Below are 18809 nucleotides of genomic sequence, written 5' to 3' on the forward strand. Positions count from 1 at the left end.
ATGTCTTCGTTTCCAACGAATCGAAGACATTGGGGTTATTTTTTAACAAATACTCCATGCTAACCGATATATAATAAGTACACCTAAGTGACCCGAATTGAAAGGAGTGAAGATCATGGATATTGCAGCATTATCAATGGCAATGAGCCAAGCTTCAGTCGTACAGTCGGCAAGCTTGCAAGTGATGTCAATTACAAAAGACATGGCACAGCAGCAAGGCCAGCAGATGACGGAAATGTTGAAGTCTGTGCCTGCTCCTCATCCCAATCTGGGTGGAAGTCTCGATCTTTCGGTTTAGTTGATATTACAGCATGTGTTTTAATGTAACACCCATTGCAGCAAGCAAAACCCGACCCGCTCCAATTCGAAAGAATGGAAGCGGGTCGGGTTGTTTTTTCCATAGATATGTTTAGGCGTTTACTTCCAGACTTACTTCGGCTAGCGTAGCTTCGCCAGGCTTGGCAATCTGCCTTCAAAGGACAACGTATCCTTCAAGGTCCATAACTCATCGTAACTGGAAATCTGAAGATCGGCTTTGGATAAGTCTTGGTTGCCTGATCCCGGATTGTGATAACCGATGCAGCGCATGCCTGCACTTTTGGCCGCCTGAACACCATTACGAGAGTCCTCAATCACCAGACAATTGGACGGGGATGCGCCAATCATTTCAGCTGTGGTCAGGAAAATATCCGGTGCCGGCTTGCCGTTCTCGACTTCCTCTCCGGTCATTCGTACCTCAAAGTATCGCCCAAGTCCAGTCTTGTTCATGATCAAATCAATCAGTGCACGTGGAGAGGAAGAAGCAACGGCTATGGGAATGTGTTGTTCGTGCAGCCAGCTTAACCAGCGTTCCACGGAAGGCATTGCCGTCAAGTTGGAATGAGCCAGCATGGTTTGCATCACATTATGCTGATGATAAGCCAATACTTCATCTAACGTACCTGTCAGTTGATGTTTGTCCAATACTTGCTGCCACATGGACTCCAGCGTAACTCCAACATAAGTATGGTGTTCTTCTTCGGTCATCACTGCGCCAAAATGGGCAAAAGAGCTGCGCTCAATCTCGAAATATATCGGTTCGCTGTCAATCAGTACACCATCCATATCAAAAATGACTGCTTGAATGATGTCATCATCGGCCGCTCCCAGTCCGCCAAACTCTTGGTTTGCTACCATGTTGTATTCCTCCTCAAGGATTGTGTATACCTATGTCTCTAATCTAATCCATTCATGGTGAGCTTTCGACTTTAGAAACTGGAACCGCTGGATTGCAGCACAACTTTAATGGCATGTGAAGAGGCTTGAAGTGTACGTCCCTGAATATCGCAGCCAAGTGTGCGGAATGCCTCTTCGTAATCCTCTAACGGAAAGGAGTGGGTGATGATTTTTTTCGCCGGAATGATCTCTTGCTCAATCATATAATGTGCTGTTGCGAATGTGCCCAGAGAATCGATGGAGCCAATAATTTTCAGACTGCGGTCCACGACTTCTTTTGGATTAAAGGACGTATTTCCATCTCTCAGACCTACCAGCATCAGATAACCGCCACTGGCGAGCTGGGAGAGTACTTGTGTACCTACAACACCTGTTGTATCCACAATCATATCGACCTGATGGGTTGCGGGTGAAAGCGATTCTATTGCATTTTCGAAGGAAGAATGAACCTGCCAACGATCTGGTGCAATGGAGCCGGCAATCGCTAAGCGTTCCTCCGAGATGTCGACCAGACAGCCAGTAACACCTTTGGAAGCGAGCGCGTAGCTGTACAGAATGCCAATCGGGCCTGCGCCGAGGATGATCGTTCTGAAATTCGGCAGTAGATGGATCTGATTGATCCCCGTCAGCATACAACTGAGCGGTTCAGTCAATGTCGCTTCCTCATAGCTCACATGATCCTTTAATTTGTACAAAAAGCGATCTTCGGTCACATAATAATCTGTAAATGTCCCGTCAGCACTTACACCTGTCTCCGTTACAGACTTATGTGTACAATGATTTTGTCTGCCTGTTCTGCACATGTCACATTGTCCGCAATAGTAGGTTGGGTCGATCACAACCCGGTCGCCCGGTTGCAATGTCGTTACCGCAGAGCCAACATCAATGACTTCGCCAGCAGACTCATGGCCGAGAATGACCGAAGGGACCGCGTGATATTTGCCGCTAACAATACCGAGATCGGTACCGCATACACCTGTCGCACGAATACGAACCAACACCTGATTATCTCTTGTAATTTCCGGGACAGGTCGTTCCTCAAGTGCAACATCCCATGCCGATTTGTATACCAATGCAAGCATGATATAACCTCCTTGTAATTATATAAAATATAAATATAGCGATTCATCTTAAAGCAGTTTCTGACAAGCTACAAAAGTAGTGAAGGGGACGAAATCGATTCTGGAGAAGCAGAGCGTTCGCCTCAAAGCTTTCTGAAAGAAAGCTGCTTCGGAAGCATACGCTATCAACGGATTTTCCCCTTGGGAAAAGGGGAATCAAAAAAATCCGGGGATAACAGCGATCATAAGAACGATTCGTAACCGAAACGACCACTTCGAACAGTTGCATTGAAATGTTTTAATGAACGCTGGCAAGCACAGAATCCAGCCGCTCCACAATCTCAACCAGTTCGTCTTCGGTTGTGGTAAGGGAAGGCCGGACCTTAACAACGTTGCCAAATCCATATCTTGAACTTCTCAAGATTAGATGCTCATCTGTAAAAGCGCGGTCAACAATGGCATTGGTTTTTAGCATATCCGGCTCATTACCGTCACCTACAATCTCCAACCCCCACATTAACCCGACACCACGAGCTTCCCCGATACTTGGGTATTTCATAGCCAATTCATGCAGCAATTCACCCAGAATTTCACCTTTGCGTTTCACGGCATCGAGAAATCCAGGTTCAGATACCACCTCCAGGGTAGATTTGGCAGCGGTTACGGAGATCAGATTGCTTCCTGAGGTGAAGGAGTGTTCATGCTTTTCGAGCACATTCAATCGGGATTGCATTAATACAGCAGCAACAGGTACGCCAATTCCGCCAAGACCTTTGGCAAGGGTAATCATATCAGGCTGGATATCAAACAGTTCGCTGGCAAACATGGTTCCGGTACGACCGATTCCTGTCTGTACTTCGTCAGCAATGAGAATAATATTGTACTCATCACACAGTTTACGCAGTCGTTTGAAATATCCGGCGGGAGGGATGATATTGCCGCCATTCCCGAGAATGGGTTCAATAATCATACAGGCGACTGAGCCGGAACTTGCATATTCTATCGCATCAGATATAGCTTCAACACATTGATAGCCGCAGTCTCCATTTGAGGATTTGAATGGGCAACGATAACAGTATGGGGCAGGTACATGGACAGCGTTAGCCACAGCCGAATTGGGGAAGCGTTTCCGCCGGAAGGCATTCCCCGAAATCCCGGTGGCAAATTGGGTCTGCCCATGATGGGACAGATACAGGCTGATGATGTCTGTCGATTCGGTATACTTCTGTGCAATTTTGGTTGCACATTCGTTGGCAGTTGAACCAGTGATATCCCGCATCCATCCGGCATTAATGTCGTTTGGAGCATATTCGATTAAGTGATCAAGTACTTCATTTACGTACGGTTCGGTGAAGGAGGAAGACATATGCGTCAGATTGCCGACTTGTTCCTGAATTTTGCTGACAACATGTGGGTGATTATAGCCCAGTGACAGATTGAACGTGCCCGACACGCCATCCAGGTATTCAACACCTGAATCGTCAATCAACTTAATCCCTTTTCCGGCTATGAAGCGGTTGTTGGTTAAAGTTTGCATACGATTTCCTCCAATATAATGGTGTACTAGCTCGAACGAAGCTCAACAATCCCGGATGATGCGGGCATCACCTCCCTTAAGAAAGGATGTTTACATTTCCTTGCTATGTTGTGCGAGAGCAGCACGTACTGCATTATTTTTTACAGTCCATAGATGAGAGACCATCAATGTGAGCAGCAGGATCAGACAGAATCCAGCCAAAATCCAGATTGTATTCACGACAGGTCCTGTACTCATACTCCATCCAGTCACATACTGCAAGATGGCACCTCCAATACCACCCGATGCGATCAGGATACTGGTTGTCCGCTCGGTCATACCGGGAATCAGAACATTTGCGTAGACCAGTGCGATACAGAACAGCCCTGACATGAACAGACCGGTTCCGAAGATGAGCACATACGTTGCCCACTGTCCAGTTACAAATACCATAGCGACCGTAAACAAAAGCGTGCCAACCGTACTCCAGATCAGGAAAGGCATATAGTTGACCGATTCGGCTATTTTTCCGGAGAAAAGACGACCGATGATCATCGCAATCCACAGGATGGAGACACTTAGCGATGCGACAGATTCCTGAAGTTGCAGTCGTTCTACGAGTATGGAGGGCAGGAAGTTCATCAATCCCAATTCCAATCCCATGTAGATGAAAAAGAAGATGACAAAGATCGTCAGCAGACCCAGATGTTTTCTCGAATATTGGGCTTTACCTGCTGCATGTGTCACTGTATTCTCGCCAGCCTGTTCCAGATAAAGTGCGGCTGGCCGGGGCATAGTGATCCACAGCAGCATGAGAACCAGTGACAACACGGCCACCGTATAAAAAGTAAGATGCCACAGATCCATCCAGATGAATAAAGCAGCAACAGCCGGGATGAGAAGTGCTCCAAGAGCAAAGAAGACATCCAGCTTGGACATGGCGACCGCCTTTTGATTCTCAGTGAATTCGATTGTGAATGCACCTACAGAGGGTTCGATGATACCTGAACCGAAACCTACGATAATCGTGAGAAGAAGAACTACAGACCAGGATGGTAAAAAACCGAGTAATGTATAAGCGGCTACAATACAGATCAGGGCAAGGGTCAGCATAGCTTTTCTTCCGATACGGGCTGTCAGGGCAGGAGCTACAATTACACCGACAAGAAATCCAAGAAACTGCAGAAACAACAAAAATCCGCCATCACTGTAACCGCGTTCATAATGTGACAATAAAACAGGGAGAAGTGCACCGAGCACAACGCTGGTTATGCCGATTAACAGATAAAAACCACAGCTTAGAGCGAATATTCTTTTCAAAAGCCCACCTCCTAGTTGGATAAAAATTTTATATTATGTAATTAATGTTTATTTCATATATAACTTATACCATAAATGCCCAAATGTACATGCTTTTTATTGTAAAATAATGTTAAGTTTTGAAGGTTGGAAATATTTTTTGTGTTATATTTTTTTCTAAAACGATTTCGTGTCGAAAGGATACATATGATCCAATCCATATGACCTTTTAACAGGGTTTGGCATCTGTATTGATCGAGAATAGTAAAACGTGCATATATAAAAAAACGTTCCCTGTCTGAGTAGACGGGAAACGTTCTGATTAGCCGTTTTATATGATGATACCTGACTTCCACGTATCGCTATTAAGCAGTCTGTACAAAGAAAATTCCATCGAATGGTGCGTGAACAGACGCCGGACCACTTCGCAAAAATAAATAACCGTTTGCATCGGGAAGACCCAATATATCCCGATAAGGCTCAGGAAAATCTCCGGAATATATTTGACACACCAGTTGATGTTCCTCTAGCAGATGGTCAATTCCTTTCACACCGTTTGGTAAATTGGGAGAGAAAAATGAGAATGCAGGGAATTCCTGATCGTCTAACTCCATTTCAATCAAACGTACGCGGCTTAACGGAATGGGTGGAACGGGACATACGGAAGTGAGTGGATGCGAAGTTACCGAGACATAAGTGCATCCGGCGAGAATATTCTCGTTCCATTCCAGCTCATCTCCCGTATAGGTTACCTGATCCAGAAAGTATTCGGAGGCGGAGTAGGTTGAGAAGACCGAGATATATTTATCTTGTGGTAAAGAAGGGATATGGACCTGCTGTGAAAGTGTATTGCAATTGATGGAGAACAGATGTAATAAAGGCTGCCCCTCAGGGTTGAGAGGCCAGTCTGCAACGTATGCCATTTCTCCACCAATCCACATGCCAGAGTTTTGGATTGGATCATCGGGGTCAACTATAAATCGAGTAACTTTGTACATGAGAAACTCCTTCCAGTGTGTATTTTGGCTTTCCTAGGTAACGTTGTATGTGTTTTTATATAACCATTCATTGCTTCGTTTCAGTATAAATGAGATGATGTGGAATGAAAATCAGTACAAGGTACTAACTCATTGCACGAAGCGAATGAACGTACCAGCACTCTAAGCACCAGTGGCAATACTATAGATGAGAAGTGGTGACACATGTTAATTAACAAATACATAAGTGAAACGGGATTCTGCTCCCGCAGGGAAACGAACCGTTTAATTGCAGCCGGACGCATAACGATCAATGGCAGGATATGTGAAAAAGGGGCGGAAGTTGAACCTAACGATGTGGTACTCATTGATGGCAAGCAGATTCCTCGTAATGACAGCGAACCTGTCTACATTGCTCTGAATAAACCCATCGGTATTGTCTGCACAGCAGCAGAACATGTGAAGGGGAACATCATTCAATATATGAATTATCCTTCTCGCATATTTGCGATAGGCAGGCTGGATAAGGCATCTGAGGGGTTGATTTTGCTTACGAATGACGGAGGCATTGTGAACAAGATGATGCGTTCGGAGCATAATCATGATAAAGAATATGTAGTGACTTTAGACAAACCCGTAACTGACGAATTTGTAAAGTCCATGTCTGAAGGCGTTGAAATTCTGGACGTGGTGACCAAGCCCTGCGAAGTGTATAGGCAAAGTGACAATGTATTTCGTATTATTCTGACACAGGGTCTCAATCTGCAGATCCGCAGAATGTGCAAAGCCTTGGGGTACCGAGTCCTGAAGCTGGAGCGCGTGCGAATTATGAATATTACGCTGGATCAACTGGAGCGGGGACAATGGCGTCATCTGGAGCAAGAGGAACTGGAGATTCTGATGTCTCAATTAAATGAGATAAAATGAATGAATTCTGCGCATGTCAACGGTGGCCAACCACGATATATCAGTGAAAAATGAAGCAAACACTAACCCCTATGCGGATTAGTGTTTTTGTTGTTAAGCTTGTGTCCTTTGCGCTCTGAAATGTAAGAGCCAAATAGGGTTAAGAACGCCCCAATTACAATCACCCAAGTGATCTGTTCCCGAAGAATGAGTGCAGATGACACGACAGTAATGACAGGTACCAGATAGATATATACACTCGTTTTGATAGCTCCGAGAAGATTCACAGCCTGGTTCCAGGTCACGAAACACAGCGCGGAGGCACCCAGACCGAGGTAGAGAATATTGGAGAGATTGGTCATGTTCGTGAAGCGTCCGAGTTCCCAATGGAATTCAAACAGGAATAGAGCTGGCAGCATGAAGATCAGGCCATAGAAGAATACCTTGCGGGTCGCACCAATGGTGTGATAACAAAGTTCGCCAATTTTCCGCATTAACACAGAGTAGATCGCCCATACCGCAGGTGCTATGAAAGCAAGTAGATCACCTATCGGATTCAGTTGCAGAATGAAACTGCCGTTCAGTGCGATAAGTAGGATGCCGCTCAAGGCAATCCCGAATCCGATAATGAAGCGGCGAGTTAACTTCTCACCATCTAAGAAGAAATGTGCGAGCACGGCAGTGAAGAACGGGGCAATGGAGACAATAACACCCACGTTGGAAGCAGTCGTATACACCAGTGCAATATTTTCAATGAGAAAATATAGAGTTACTCCACATATTCCTGCTCCGATAAATAACCATTCTTCTCTGAATGAGGCGGTCCGCAGTGAACGCGGATAGATTAGTACGAGTACCAAATAGCCGATCAGAAAGCGAAAAAATAAAATTTCTACAGGAGTGAAATCAATCAACAGGACCTTCGTCGAGACAAAGGTAGTTCCCCAGATCAATATGGTAAATAAGGCGAGCAAATGTCCGGTAGCGGCATTGGTGTTATGATGACTCGTCATACGAGGTTATCTATAGTTCGTTTCAATTCCGCATCATGGTTGAAGATACGTCTATATTGCTTCGGCGTCAGGCCGATCAGTTTTTTGAAAAAATTCGTGAAATGGCTCTGGTCACTGAATCCGGTCTGTGCGGCTACTTCAATCGGAAGCAGGCCTTGTCCCAGCAGACGTTTAGCTTGATTAATGCGAATGGTTTCCAGGTAGCGGTAAGGGGTTATCCCTTTCTGGCGAGTGAATAAACGCAGCAGGTGATACTTACTCATCTCCGTCAAATCGGCTAACTCGTTCAGCGAAATGCTCTCCATGTAATGCGCTTCTATGTAATCACATATGTGCCTGACCTCTGTGGTTACATCCTGCGTGGATACAGGCGGTTCAGCATCCGAATAATCTCGCAGCAATTGATCCAGTAGTAAGAGTAATAATTCTTCTTTGCAGAAATCCGATTGCTCTTCCAGAATCATCTGATGCAGCTCGTGCAAGGAACCCACAAGTTCACTTTGGTAGAGAACGGGGGATGTAAACCGTGGCAAGTAAGCTTGTCCAGTAATCTCTCTCGCATACTCTCGCATAACCTCAGGCTGGACGTTGATACAGCGATAATCGAGGGTTCTGCCATCGACCTGTTCGCAGGCATGTGGATCATGTGGATTAAAAACAATCATATCACCACTATTCAAAATGTATTCTTCGTTGTTGCAGACGAGGTGTCGCTTGCCTTGTTCAATAAATCCAATGACGTAATAGTCATGAAAATGATTGGGAAACTTCTGCATAATGCCTTCAAATTGATAAGCTTCTAGATGTAAGTCGGTATCAAAAACGACAGTCCGGACTTCCCGAGTCATGATGCACCTTCTTTCTGGTATGTTAAGGTCATTATAGGTTGCAAAGAAGGAATTTTCTTGAACGATATTGCTATTGCTCGAAGTGTTTAAACGGACAGATATCTCTAAAAACAAAATACCCGCAATCCCGGAGGAAAGCGAGCCCTTTGCTTAGTATAGTTTATTTATGAGTTCAAACCTATATATAGGGGAGAAAAAATCTCTTGAACAATAAGAAATTGTTCTTAGTGTAACGTAGCGAGTGCTTCAGGTGTAAAAGCCTGTATCTCGGATACGCGTCCTTCACGTATTTTGGCAGCCCATGCCGGATCGCCAAGGAGTGCACGTCCCACAGCTACCAGATCAAATTCCTGCTGCTCATATCGCTTCATGAGTTCGCCCATACCTGGATGTGTTGTTTCATCTGCTCCTGCTTCAGGCTCATCTGGCATACCCACAGAACCAACGGTAATTGTGGTTCGGCCACTCAGTTTTCTTACCCAACCTGCAAATCCAAGATCAGATCCTTCGAACTCGGGCTCCCAGAAGCGTCGTGTCGAGCAGTGAAAGATATCTACACCTGCGTCAACTAACAAACGAAGGAATTGTTCCAATTGTTCGGGGGTTTCGAACAGTCTGGCTTGATAATCATTCATCTTCCATTGGGAAATCCGCATCGCAATAGGGAAATCAGGACCTACCGCAGCACGAACTGCCATGACAAGTTCAACCGCGAATTGAGTTCGTTTTTGAAGGTCACCGCCATAGCGATCCGTTCTCCTATTCGTTGTTTTCCAGAAAAACTGATCGATCAGAAACCCGTGTGCACCGTGAAGCTCAATTCCGTCAAAACCGATGCGTTGCGCATTAACTGCTGCATCAGCATAAGCTTGAATCACCGTTGCGATCTCTGTCTCCGTCATAGGCGCACCTACTTGCGTACCTTCCATATCAACTCCCGATGGACTCAGTGATGCAGCTTCCGGGTGTGGGTTAGATCCTGAAGGACGAACGATTCCCATGTGTAAAATCTGCGGAAAAATCTTGCCGCCGGCTTCATGGACTTGTTCGACCACTTCAGCCCAGCCTTGAAGAGCTGCTTCTCCATACATATGAGGGATTCTAGGCTCACTTGATGCTGATGGATGCTCAATGGTCGCACCTTCGGTAATAATGAGTCCAACACCATGCTTGGCACGCCGACGATAATATGCGGCTACATCGGGGCCAGGGACACCATCCGGGGAGAAGGCACGAGCCATGGGGGACATGACGATGCGTGAGGACAGGGTTAATTTTTGAACAGTGTATGGTTGGAACAGAAACTCCGTAGAAATAACGTTATGTTGTTGATTACTCAAACTAAGCACCTCCATTATTATGCACCTTCAAGCGGGTACGAGTGCAATCTTAACAAGGTGTATAGGCGTGCTCAACCAACAATCGGAGCATTTTGTTGCTTAAGCGAAAGACACTGATTATTGTATGATGTCTGTGCACCCACTTTCACTTGTTGAACAAATAACACTTATCTATAATGAAGGAGTCTAACCAAATATTTTGTGTACAAAGGAGGATTGGGACATGTCTGGTGTATTGTCTCCAAACTCGAATGATCCGCGTGTAATTCGCACGCGTCAATTAATTCTGGATGCGTTTTTAAACCAATTGAATCTTAAAAATTTCAACAGCATTACGATTCAAAACATTACAGAACAAGCCACAATTAACAGGGCTACATTTTACGCCCATTTTCAGGATAAATATGCACTGCTTGAAGCCTTGTTATCGGATGCTTTTATGGAATATGTAACCAAAAGGGTGGACCCGGATGCCCGGTTATCAGCCGAAACCATAGAGCAGCTTATATTTTCATTATGTGATTATCACGTCTCAAGTAATGGATGCATCAAAAAATATGAGACAGTTGCACCAATTATTGAAGAAAACATCAAGACACAGCTGGAGCAATTCCTTCTTGAATTAATGAGTAAAGTAGCGGGGGATGTAGATCACAAAACGCTGAAAATTACTGCAACGATGCTAAGCTGGTCGATCTATGGAATGACGTATCGATGGAATATTGAAGGCGGGCAGGAATCTCCGGTTGAATTAGCCAACAGAGTGGTCCCCTATATGATGGGCGGATTGGAATTGTTGAATTGACTTCATTTAACGAAATTACATTTACTATTCGAATGGACATAGGAGGAATAACAAGATGTTTGAACATTTGGTTGTTTTTAAATTTAACGATAAAACCACATTAACCAAACAGCAGGAATTGGTGGACCAATTACTCGCGTTACAGGATCAAATCCCGGGGATTGTCGGGCTGACCGCAGGGATCAATGTCACGGAAGAAACGGACCGTATTCAAGGTTACACAATTGGCTTGCGAGTGACGTTTGAAGATCAGGAGGCATTGCGCGCTTATGGCCCGCATCCTGCTCATCAGGCATTTGTGGCTTCCCTGGATGGTTGGGTGGAAGATGTAATTGTCGTTGATTATGCGATATAAAGTGGAAATTATAGAGGTTTAACCAATATAGGAGTTGAAGATTTCTATGTGTTTAATTTTATTAGCTTACAACATGCATCCAACGTATCCGCTTATACTGGGATCAAATAGGGATGAATTCTATAACAGACCTACGGCTCAAGCACACTATTGGGAAGACCATCCTCATATATTGGCTGGCCGGGATTTGTCGAAAATGGGAACCTGGATGGGCGTAACCAAAGGTGGGCGTCTGGCTGCTGTTACGAATTATCGTGATCCGAATGAAGAGGTACATGCCAAGGGCTCAAGAGGAGATCTGGTTGCTGATTTTTTGAAGGGAACGTCCACACCTGAGCAATATATGCACCGTGCGGAGCAAAGTCGCAATGATTTTCCTGGCTACAATTTGTTAGTGGGTGATCCTGACGACCTCTATTATTATTCTAATGTGGGCAATGTTGTGATGAAGTTGAAACCGGGAATATACGGGATTAGTAATCACTTGATCAATACAGATTGGCCCAAGGTAAAACGTGGAAAAGAAGGGCTGGAGAAAATCATCCAAGGGGAGGACGAAGCTACCCTGACAGAACAAATATTAGTTTTGCTGCAAATGGCTGACCCTTCAGTGGATGAGCTTCTCCCCCATACAGGTGTTCCAATGGAATGGGAGCGTTTGCTTTCTCCCATCTTCGTTAAAAGTGAAAAATTCGACTATGGGACCAGAGCTTCATCCGTTGTTCTGATGAATAGAGAAGAAGTGTTTTTTACGGAGATGGTTCACCAGAACGGAGAAGTAATGGAGCAACGATTTAACATCAATCTTCTCAACTGACAAGCTGAGAAGATGAAACAAGTGATGTTCAGAAATATGTATTAAACATTGAAGTACTGAAGTTAAATCTCACGTTCATGTTTCTTTTCTTCGGAGAGTCAAAGAGGGCTATCCAACCTTATGTGTCAACTAATATAACCTGAATAATCGGTATGAGAGTACCTTTTGTATAACACGCCCAATTTTAGTTGGGCTCTTTATCTCTGATCACAATTCTATGTTATGAATCATGGAACTTCCCTGAATAATTTATATAATGTGAATCAACATAACATGATTTTGCAGTGGTTCTGTTGATTCTAATTTCAGGGGGGCAACGTGGGATGAAAGAAACCAAAAAGATGAGAGTTTTTTCACTGGGGATTCAGCACGTACTCGCGATGTATGCGGGAGCGATTCTGGTGCCTTTGCTTGTGGGCAGAGCACTAAATCTGACTGCAGAGCAGTTGGCGTATCTGGTATCCATTGACCTGTTAACGTGTGGGATTGCCACATGGCTTCAGGCACGAAAAGGGAAGTACTTGGGGATTGGTTTGCCAGCGGTGCTCGGAAGTTCTTTTGTAGCGGTGACACCGATGATTGCGATTGGATCGCAATACGGAATTCCTGCCATATATGGGTCGATCATCGCAGCGGGGTTATTTATCGTCATCTTTGCCGTATTTTTTAGCAAAATCGTCAAATTGTTTCCGCCAGTCGTGATCGGTACAGTGGTAACCATTATCGGTCTTGCGCTAATCCCAACCGGCATTAAAAACATGGCGGGTGGAGCAAACAGTGAGAATTTCGGAAGTTTGGATAATTTGGCGCTTTCATTTGGTGTATTACTTTTTATTCTAATCCTGAATCGATATGCTCGCGGGTTTGTTAAATCCCTGGCTGTTCTCCTTGGAATTATCGTGGGAACCCTCATCGCAGCCATCATGGGAAAAGTGAATTTTGCCTCTGTACAGGAAGCCTCCTGGTTCCATTTACCTCAACCCTTTTACTTTGGATGGCCTACCTTCGAAATCGGCCCAATCATTACAATGATTATTGTAGGTACGGTGGTTATCATCGAATCAACAGGTGTATTTATGGCTTTGAGCAAAATCTGTGATCAACCGATCAACGAAAACGATCTGGCACGGGGATATCGTGCAGAAGGTCTCGCGTTTGTCCTTGGCGGCATATTCAATGCTTTTCCATACAATACATTTGCACAGAATGTTGGTTTGGTTCAGCTCTCCAAAGTGAAAACGACCAATGTTGTTGTTGCAGCTGGAGGTATTCTGGTCTTTCTGGGGCTCATTCCGAAGGTAGCTGCTTTTGCAACCATTATTCCAAGTGCTGTCCTCGGGGGAGCGACTGTTATCCTGTTCGGAATGGTTGTTTCATCCGGGATCAAAATGCTGCAAAACGTCGACTTTGGCAAACAATCCAATCTGTTGATCGTGGCTTGCTCCGTTTCACTTGGGCTCGGTGTTACTGCTGTACCCGACCTGTTTGCCCAGCTTCCTCAAAGTATTCGGATTATTGTTAGTGATGGTATTATTACGGGAAGCCTGTCAGCGATCCTGCTCAATGTCTTCTTTAACCTCGGTTTCAAAAAAGAAAGCTTGCCTGTACAACCCGTACAGGTTCAGGAAGCACATACGTAATTCTTGTAATAACATACATGTCATCGGGTAAACGGAACAGATCCAAGAAGGTTTCTCTGGGAAGTGGAATGAAAGGAAATGACTCCACTTGGCCAAAAAACTTCTTGGATTTTTTTGCGCGAAACCAACAATGTGGTGGTTCCCTTATCAAAGTGACTATTCATGAGGAATGCAAAAGGAATGCAAATATGCTAAAGTTTCATCAAGAACATTTTAGATGTTCGTTTAAGTCAACATCCTCTTGAATTGAATTTCCATGCGACTACATAAATGAGCATTGGTTCACAAGGCTACAATATAACCAAGGGATATCTCTGGTACAGAAAAGGAGTTGTGATCACATGCAACAAGAAACGTTGAACAAAGGGTGGAACTTGGAGAATAGTTATGCGCAGTTACCGCAACCCTTTTTTACAAGTCAGGGTGCGGTGCCTGTTGAATCACCAAAGCTGATCATTTTCAATAGACTGCTTGCATCCGGCTTGGGACTGGATGTGGAGTCTCTTGACAGTGATGAAGGGGCGCAAATTTTTGCAGGTAATTCGATTCCGGAAGGAGCCGAGCCTTTGGCTCAGGCCTATGCAGGACATCAATTTGGCAATTTTAACATGCTTGGTGATGGTCGTGCTTTGCTGCTGGGAGAACAGATTACGCCACAGGGCGAGCGAGTGGATATCCAGCTGAAAGGTTCAGGAAGAACACCCTACTCCCGTGGAGGAGATGGACGTGCTGCTGTAGGGCCAATGTTGCGAGAGTATATTATTAGTGAAGCAATGTATGCACTGGGGATCCCAACGACACGCAGTCTGGCTGTGGTATCAACAGGTGAAAACATTATCCGCGAAACAGAGCGGCCAGGGGCTATCTTGACCCGTGTTGCTTCTAGTCACATCAGGGTGGCAACCTTTCAGTACGCAGCAAGATGGGGGTCTATTGAAGATCTTCGGGCGTTGGCTGAGTACACGTTGCATCGACATTTCCCCGAGGTTGCTCAAGCCGAAAATCGTTATCTTTTGCTCCTTCAGGAAGTGATTAAACGGCAGGCGGCTCTCATTGCCCAATGGCAGCGTATTGGTTTCATTCATGGTGTGATGAACACGGATAACATGGCCATTAGTGGTGAGACCATTGATTACGGTCCATGTGCCTTTATGGATGCTTACAATCCTGGGACCGTATTTAGCTCCATTGACAGACAAGGTCGCTATGCATATGGCAATCAACCTTATATTGCCGGGTGGAATTTGGCTCGATTTGCCGAGACACTTCTGCCGTTGTTGCATGAAGATGAAGAGCAGGCAGTGCAACTTGCGCAGGATGCTATCGCACAATTTTCTGAATTGTACCATCAGCACTGGCTTAAGGGGATGCGTGCCAAACTGGGCTTGTTGGATGAAGAAGCCGAAGATGAAGCGCTGATCAAGGATCTCCTCGAACTCATGGAGAAGCATAGTGCGGATTACACCAATACGTTCCTGGCGTTGACCATTGACACATTGGAAGGGATAACAATGTATGCCTCGACAGAATTTTCGGAATGGCATGAACGTTGGCAAGCAAGATTGGAAAGACAGCATGAGGGGAAGGAAGTCTCTCGGCAGTTGATGAGAACAAGCAATCCAGCCGTCATTCCCCGCAATCATCGGGTCGAGGAAGCCCTTGAGCGAGCGGAGAACCACGGAGATCTTAGCGTGATGCAGAAGCTTTTGAAGGTTCTTTCAGACCCGTTCGCATACTCACCTGAGCAGGCTGAATATGCCGAACTACCTGCACAATGCAATACTTCGTATCAGACTTTTTGTGGGACCTGATTGAACAGTATGGAATGAGGAGGCTGCCTTGGGCAGTCTTTTCATTTTTTCATTCTGTCATCGATGTTAAAATCCATCATGGGAATTGAATTCGGAGATTATCATGCAATAATTAGAGAAATAGAGATTTACTTTTATAGAGGCAGGTGCATTCATGTCCAACATGTTAAGCAAACAACAATTGGCAGACATCCTTATACAGCTTTTAAAGCTTACATTCTTCCCTAGAGAACAGATGCAGAACTATGTTAACCGCTTGTTTGAGACCTTTAAATGGGATGGTGTACCCTATGTAGAGTGTGGAAAAGATACGTATATTGTTCGAATATACGAACGTGGTCTCGTCTCGTTAGAGAAACGAGTAAAACAGCCAGAGGAAGTCATCTATTGGCTGCTGGAAGATATTATTTTCACCGCGACGCATGTAGGATTGTTGGAACGACATGGCGTGGATAATAAACAGACGCATTTGAACTATACAGATGAAGTCATGAAGGAACTGAACAGGGGTGTTCAGGAAGCTTTCCAGCAGATCGGTGATCCGTATTTACATTGGCATCAGACGGGTAAACGTCAGGAGTTAGAGAGCATGGCATAAAGAAAAGTGAGGTGTGTAACGTGAGTGAGCAAGATATTAATGATGTATGGCATGACTATGCTGTGTTATTTGTCGAAAAAAAGAATGAATCTGAACAGGGCTGGGCATCGTTAACTTCGAACGAGCAGGACGTTGCTGCTTTATGGCTGTTAGAGGCGGATGTCTTTAATGGTGGTTTTATACAGTTTTTCTGCAACTGGGGGGAAGAAGTATACCGTTACGCGTTGCGGGCATTACATATCATTGGTGCGACTCAAGTTGTGGAGATTATAACGTCACCATACGGCTGCATTGAGCATCTGAAAGAGGATGAAAGGCTTACTGAACTATGGGACATTCCTAAATTACTGACAAAGGAACAAGAGCACCAGTTAGATGAACTGGATCAGCAATTTTGGAACAATGAGGATCAGATCGCGGAGAAAGCCTATGGTTATTATCACGGAAAATTGAACATGATGATTATATAATCTGGTTTCAACTACGCATCCGTTGTTCTGTTCGAAGATTAATACTTGGTCTTGCAATGACTGAAACGTTCGGCTATACTTGCTATAAATTGAATACATGAATCACGTTGATAGAGCGCAGTAGCGGCTTTGTCCCTGTTACAGAAAGTCAGGGGTTGATGGAACCTGATACATACAAGGGCTGCGAATTACACTCTGGAGTACTTGGGTAATGCCAAGCGGATGGGCAAACGATATATTGCCAAAAGTGGTATGGATAGCGTGTTAAGGTTATGTGTTATCCATGCAATTTGGGTGGTACCACGGTTATGATAATCGTCCCTGTGTCTAATGAAGACAAGGAGGCGATTTTTTTGTGTCCAAAAAAGCCGTTCCAGTGTGTTTTTTGTAAATTAACGTAGATCATGACTGAATTTTGAGGATAGAAAAGGGGTTATACGAATGAATATTATTGATGAACTACAGTGGCGTGACGCCATTAACCAGCAAACGGATGCAGAGGGATTACGTGAATTGACTGAAACGAAGTCCGTTTCTTTGTACTGCGGTGTTGACCCTACGGGGGATAGCATGCATATCGGACATTTAATTCCCTTCATGATGCTGAAACGTTTTCAACTGGCAGGACACCGTCCGGTTATTTTGATTGGTGGAGCTACAGGCACGATTGGTGATCCAAGTGGTCGTCAGGCAGAGCGTTCTTTGCAAACGATGGAGCAAGTGCAGGAGAACGTGGATGCACTGACCGCGCAGATGAAGAAGTTGTTCGTAACAGACGGGGATAATCAGGTACGCATGGTGAACAACTACGATTGGACACACAAAATCAATGTCATTGAATTCTTGCGTGACTACGGCAAAAACTTTAACCTCAACACAATGCTTGCTAAGGATGTAGTTGCGAGCAGACTGGAAGGCGGAATCTCGTTCACTGAGTTCTCCTACCAGATTCTTCAATCACTCGACTACCTGCACCTGTTCCAGAACGAAGATGTACAGCTTCAAATTGGCGGTTCCGATCAATGGGGGAATATCACGAGTGGTCTTGATCTGATTCGTAAAAAAGAAGGATCTGAAGCGAAGGCGTACGGTCTGACCATTCCACTTATGCTTAAATCCGATGGAACCAAATTCGGTAAAACAGCTGGCGGCGCAATCTGGCTTGATCCGAACAAAACGACACCATTTGAATTCTACCAGTTCTGGGCGAACACAGATGACCGTGATGTGATCAAATACTTGAAATACTTTACCTTCCTGAGCAAAGAAGAAATTGAAGCTTTGGCTGAAAAGGTAGAGACAGAGCCGCACAGACGTGAAGCACAGAAAGCACTTGCGGAAGAAATGACAAAATTCGTACACGGCGAAGAAATGCTTGAACAGGCTAAACGTATTACAGCGGCGCTGTTCAGTGGTGATATCCGTTCCCTGACCGCAGACGAAATCGAGCAGGGCTTCAAGGAAATGCCTACCTTTGAAACGGACGGCGAAGCCAAAAATATTGTGGATTGGCTCGTAGATCTGGGTCTGGAGCCATCCAAGCGCCAAGCGCGGGAGGATGTCACCAAAGGTGCAATTTCCATGAATGGTGAGAAAATCACGGAGCTTGAATTCACGGTGTCGGCAGAACACGCCATTGGCGGTAAATTCATCATTATCCGTAAAGGTAAGAAGAACTACAGCCTGGTTAAACTTCAATCGTAGTTTCCAAGAAGTAGAATGTAACACAGACACATATAGAGACTGCATTAGAGTACAAATAAAGCTACAAATAAAGAAACAAAAAGACCGCCTTCCATCTCTGTCAGGCGACAGAGGGGAGGCGGTCTTTCGTATATCAGGCCAGTGACTGACCTATCTTATTGATTAACGATCGCTGTGATCTCTTCATCCAGATCAAGTCGTACGTTCTCACGGTACGCCCGGATGTTGTATTCACTGTGCAGGTAACGAAGAATCGCTTCAATCATATTGGACTCCACCAGATATTGACTACGGCCTTGGATCCAAACTTCAGCGGAATAACCTGTATCTTCTTCCCAGCTCAGTTCTACATTCACATCGGTTGGACGTACACCCTTACGTTCTGCCATATGAATACAGATTGCATTCACAATTTCATCCATGCTCAGAACCAT

The 18809-nt window shown here is 44.8% G+C and carries 19 protein-coding genes and 1 other annotated feature; of the genes, 10 read left to right on the plus strand and 9 right to left on the minus strand.

Annotated features, from left to right (window positions below; all coding sequences use genetic code 11):
• Positions 1-115 precede the first annotated feature (115 nt).
• Positions 116-298 (plus strand): YjfB family protein, encoded by a 183-nt coding sequence (locus IFU39_RS01935; protein ID WP_105599263.1) that lies wholly within the window; start codon positions 116-118, stop codon positions 296-298.
• A gap of 140 nt (positions 299-438) precedes the next feature.
• Here IFU39_RS01935 and IFU39_RS01940 read toward each other — a convergent pair whose 3' ends face one another.
• The 5 genes from IFU39_RS01940 to IFU39_RS01960 all read right to left on the minus strand — a co-directional run bounded on the left by IFU39_RS01940 (position 439) and on the right by IFU39_RS01960 (position 6089).
• On the minus strand, positions 439-1176 hold the full coding sequence (locus IFU39_RS01940; RefSeq protein ID WP_105599262.1) for an HAD family hydrolase: 738 nt from the start codon (positions 1174-1176) through the stop codon (positions 439-441).
• Positions 1177-1247: 71 nt separating this feature from the next.
• On the minus strand, positions 1248-2297 hold the full coding sequence (locus tag IFU39_RS01945; RefSeq protein ID WP_105599261.1) for a zinc-dependent alcohol dehydrogenase: 1050 nt from the start codon (positions 2295-2297) through the stop codon (positions 1248-1250).
• 277 nt (positions 2298-2574) lie between these two features.
• Positions 2575-3813 carry an aspartate aminotransferase family protein gene (locus IFU39_RS01950; protein ID WP_091020559.1) on the minus strand — a complete coding sequence of 413 codons (1239 nt, stop codon included), beginning with the start codon at positions 3811-3813 and terminating at the stop codon, positions 2575-2577.
• Positions 3814-3903: 90 nt separating this feature from the next.
• A complete protein-coding gene (locus IFU39_RS01955) occupies positions 3904-5112 on the minus strand; it encodes an MFS transporter (RefSeq protein WP_091020557.1) in 1209 nt (402 codons plus the stop codon).
• Between the two features lie 344 nt (positions 5113-5456).
• Positions 5457-6089 (minus strand): DUF1963 domain-containing protein, encoded by a 633-nt coding sequence (locus tag IFU39_RS01960; protein ID WP_091011919.1) that lies wholly within the window; start codon positions 6087-6089, stop codon positions 5457-5459.
• 204 nt (positions 6090-6293) lie between these two features.
• On the opposite strand from IFU39_RS01960, the gene IFU39_RS01965 reads away from it, so the two are divergent.
• Positions 6294-6995 carry a pseudouridine synthase gene (locus IFU39_RS01965; RefSeq protein ID WP_105599260.1) on the plus strand — a complete coding sequence of 234 codons (702 nt, stop codon included), beginning with the start codon at positions 6294-6296 and terminating at the stop codon, positions 6993-6995.
• Between the two features lie 62 nt (positions 6996-7057).
• Here IFU39_RS01965 and IFU39_RS01970 read toward each other — a convergent pair whose 3' ends face one another.
• From IFU39_RS01970 to IFU39_RS01980, 3 genes are all read right to left on the minus strand, one after another.
• Positions 7058-7987: a DMT family transporter gene (locus tag IFU39_RS01970; RefSeq protein WP_105599259.1), complete on the minus strand. Its 930-nt coding sequence runs from the start codon at positions 7985-7987 to the stop codon at positions 7058-7060.
• A complete protein-coding gene (locus IFU39_RS01975; protein ID WP_105599258.1) occupies positions 7984-8835 on the minus strand; it encodes an AraC family ligand binding domain-containing protein in 852 nt (283 codons plus the stop codon). Before IFU39_RS01975 ends, IFU39_RS01970 begins: the two co-directional genes overlap by 4 nt.
• Before the next feature lie 224 nt (positions 8836-9059).
• Positions 9060-10175: an NADH:flavin oxidoreductase gene (locus IFU39_RS01980; protein ID WP_223199725.1), complete on the minus strand. Its 1116-nt coding sequence runs from the start codon at positions 10173-10175 to the stop codon at positions 9060-9062.
• 223 nt (positions 10176-10398) lie between these two features.
• Between IFU39_RS01980 and IFU39_RS01985 the strand changes: the two genes are divergently transcribed.
• The 8 genes from IFU39_RS01985 (at position 10399) to tyrS (ending at position 18375) form a co-directional block, all read left to right on the plus strand.
• Positions 10399-10980 (plus strand): TetR/AcrR family transcriptional regulator, encoded by a 582-nt coding sequence (locus tag IFU39_RS01985; RefSeq protein ID WP_091011927.1) that lies wholly within the window; start codon positions 10399-10401, stop codon positions 10978-10980.
• A 55-nt stretch (positions 10981-11035) separates the two neighbouring features.
• Positions 11036-11335, plus strand: a complete 300-nt coding sequence (locus tag IFU39_RS01990; protein ID WP_105599256.1) for a Dabb family protein — start codon at positions 11036-11038, stop codon at positions 11333-11335.
• Positions 11336-11381: 46 nt separating this feature from the next.
• Entirely contained in the window at positions 11382-12152 is a 771-nt protein-coding gene (locus tag IFU39_RS01995; protein ID WP_105599255.1) for an NRDE family protein, read from the plus strand.
• Between the two features lie 323 nt (positions 12153-12475).
• Entirely contained in the window at positions 12476-13792 is a 1317-nt protein-coding gene (locus tag IFU39_RS02000) for a nucleobase:cation symporter-2 family protein (protein WP_105599254.1), read from the plus strand.
• Between the two features lie 341 nt (positions 13793-14133).
• Positions 14134-15603 carry a protein adenylyltransferase SelO gene (locus IFU39_RS02005; protein ID WP_105599253.1) on the plus strand — a complete coding sequence of 490 codons (1470 nt, stop codon included), beginning with the start codon at positions 14134-14136 and terminating at the stop codon, positions 15601-15603.
• 163 nt (positions 15604-15766) lie between these two features.
• Positions 15767-16201 carry an Imm63 family immunity protein gene (locus tag IFU39_RS02010; RefSeq protein WP_206759541.1) on the plus strand — a complete coding sequence of 145 codons (435 nt, stop codon included), beginning with the start codon at positions 15767-15769 and terminating at the stop codon, positions 16199-16201.
• Between the two features lie 20 nt (positions 16202-16221).
• On the plus strand, positions 16222-16671 hold the full coding sequence (locus IFU39_RS02015) for a DMP19 family protein (RefSeq protein ID WP_105599251.1): 450 nt from the start codon (positions 16222-16224) through the stop codon (positions 16669-16671).
• Positions 16672-16769: 98 nt separating this feature from the next.
• Positions 16770-16997, plus strand: a binding site (T-box leader).
• A 115-nt stretch (positions 16998-17112) separates the two neighbouring features.
• Entirely contained in the window at positions 17113-18375 is a 1263-nt protein-coding gene (tyrS, locus tag IFU39_RS02020; protein ID WP_091011938.1) for a tyrosine--tRNA ligase, read from the plus strand.
• 155 nt (positions 18376-18530) lie between these two features.
• Here tyrS and IFU39_RS02025 read toward each other — a convergent pair whose 3' ends face one another.
• Positions 18531-18809 (minus strand): YxcD family protein, encoded by a 279-nt coding sequence (locus tag IFU39_RS02025; RefSeq protein WP_017687903.1) that lies wholly within the window; start codon positions 18807-18809, stop codon positions 18531-18533.

The sequence above is a fragment of the Paenibacillus sp. CFBP 13594 genome, assembly GCF_014842675.1.
GTDB lineage: Bacteria > Bacillota > Bacilli > Paenibacillales > Paenibacillaceae > Paenibacillus > Paenibacillus amylolyticus_B.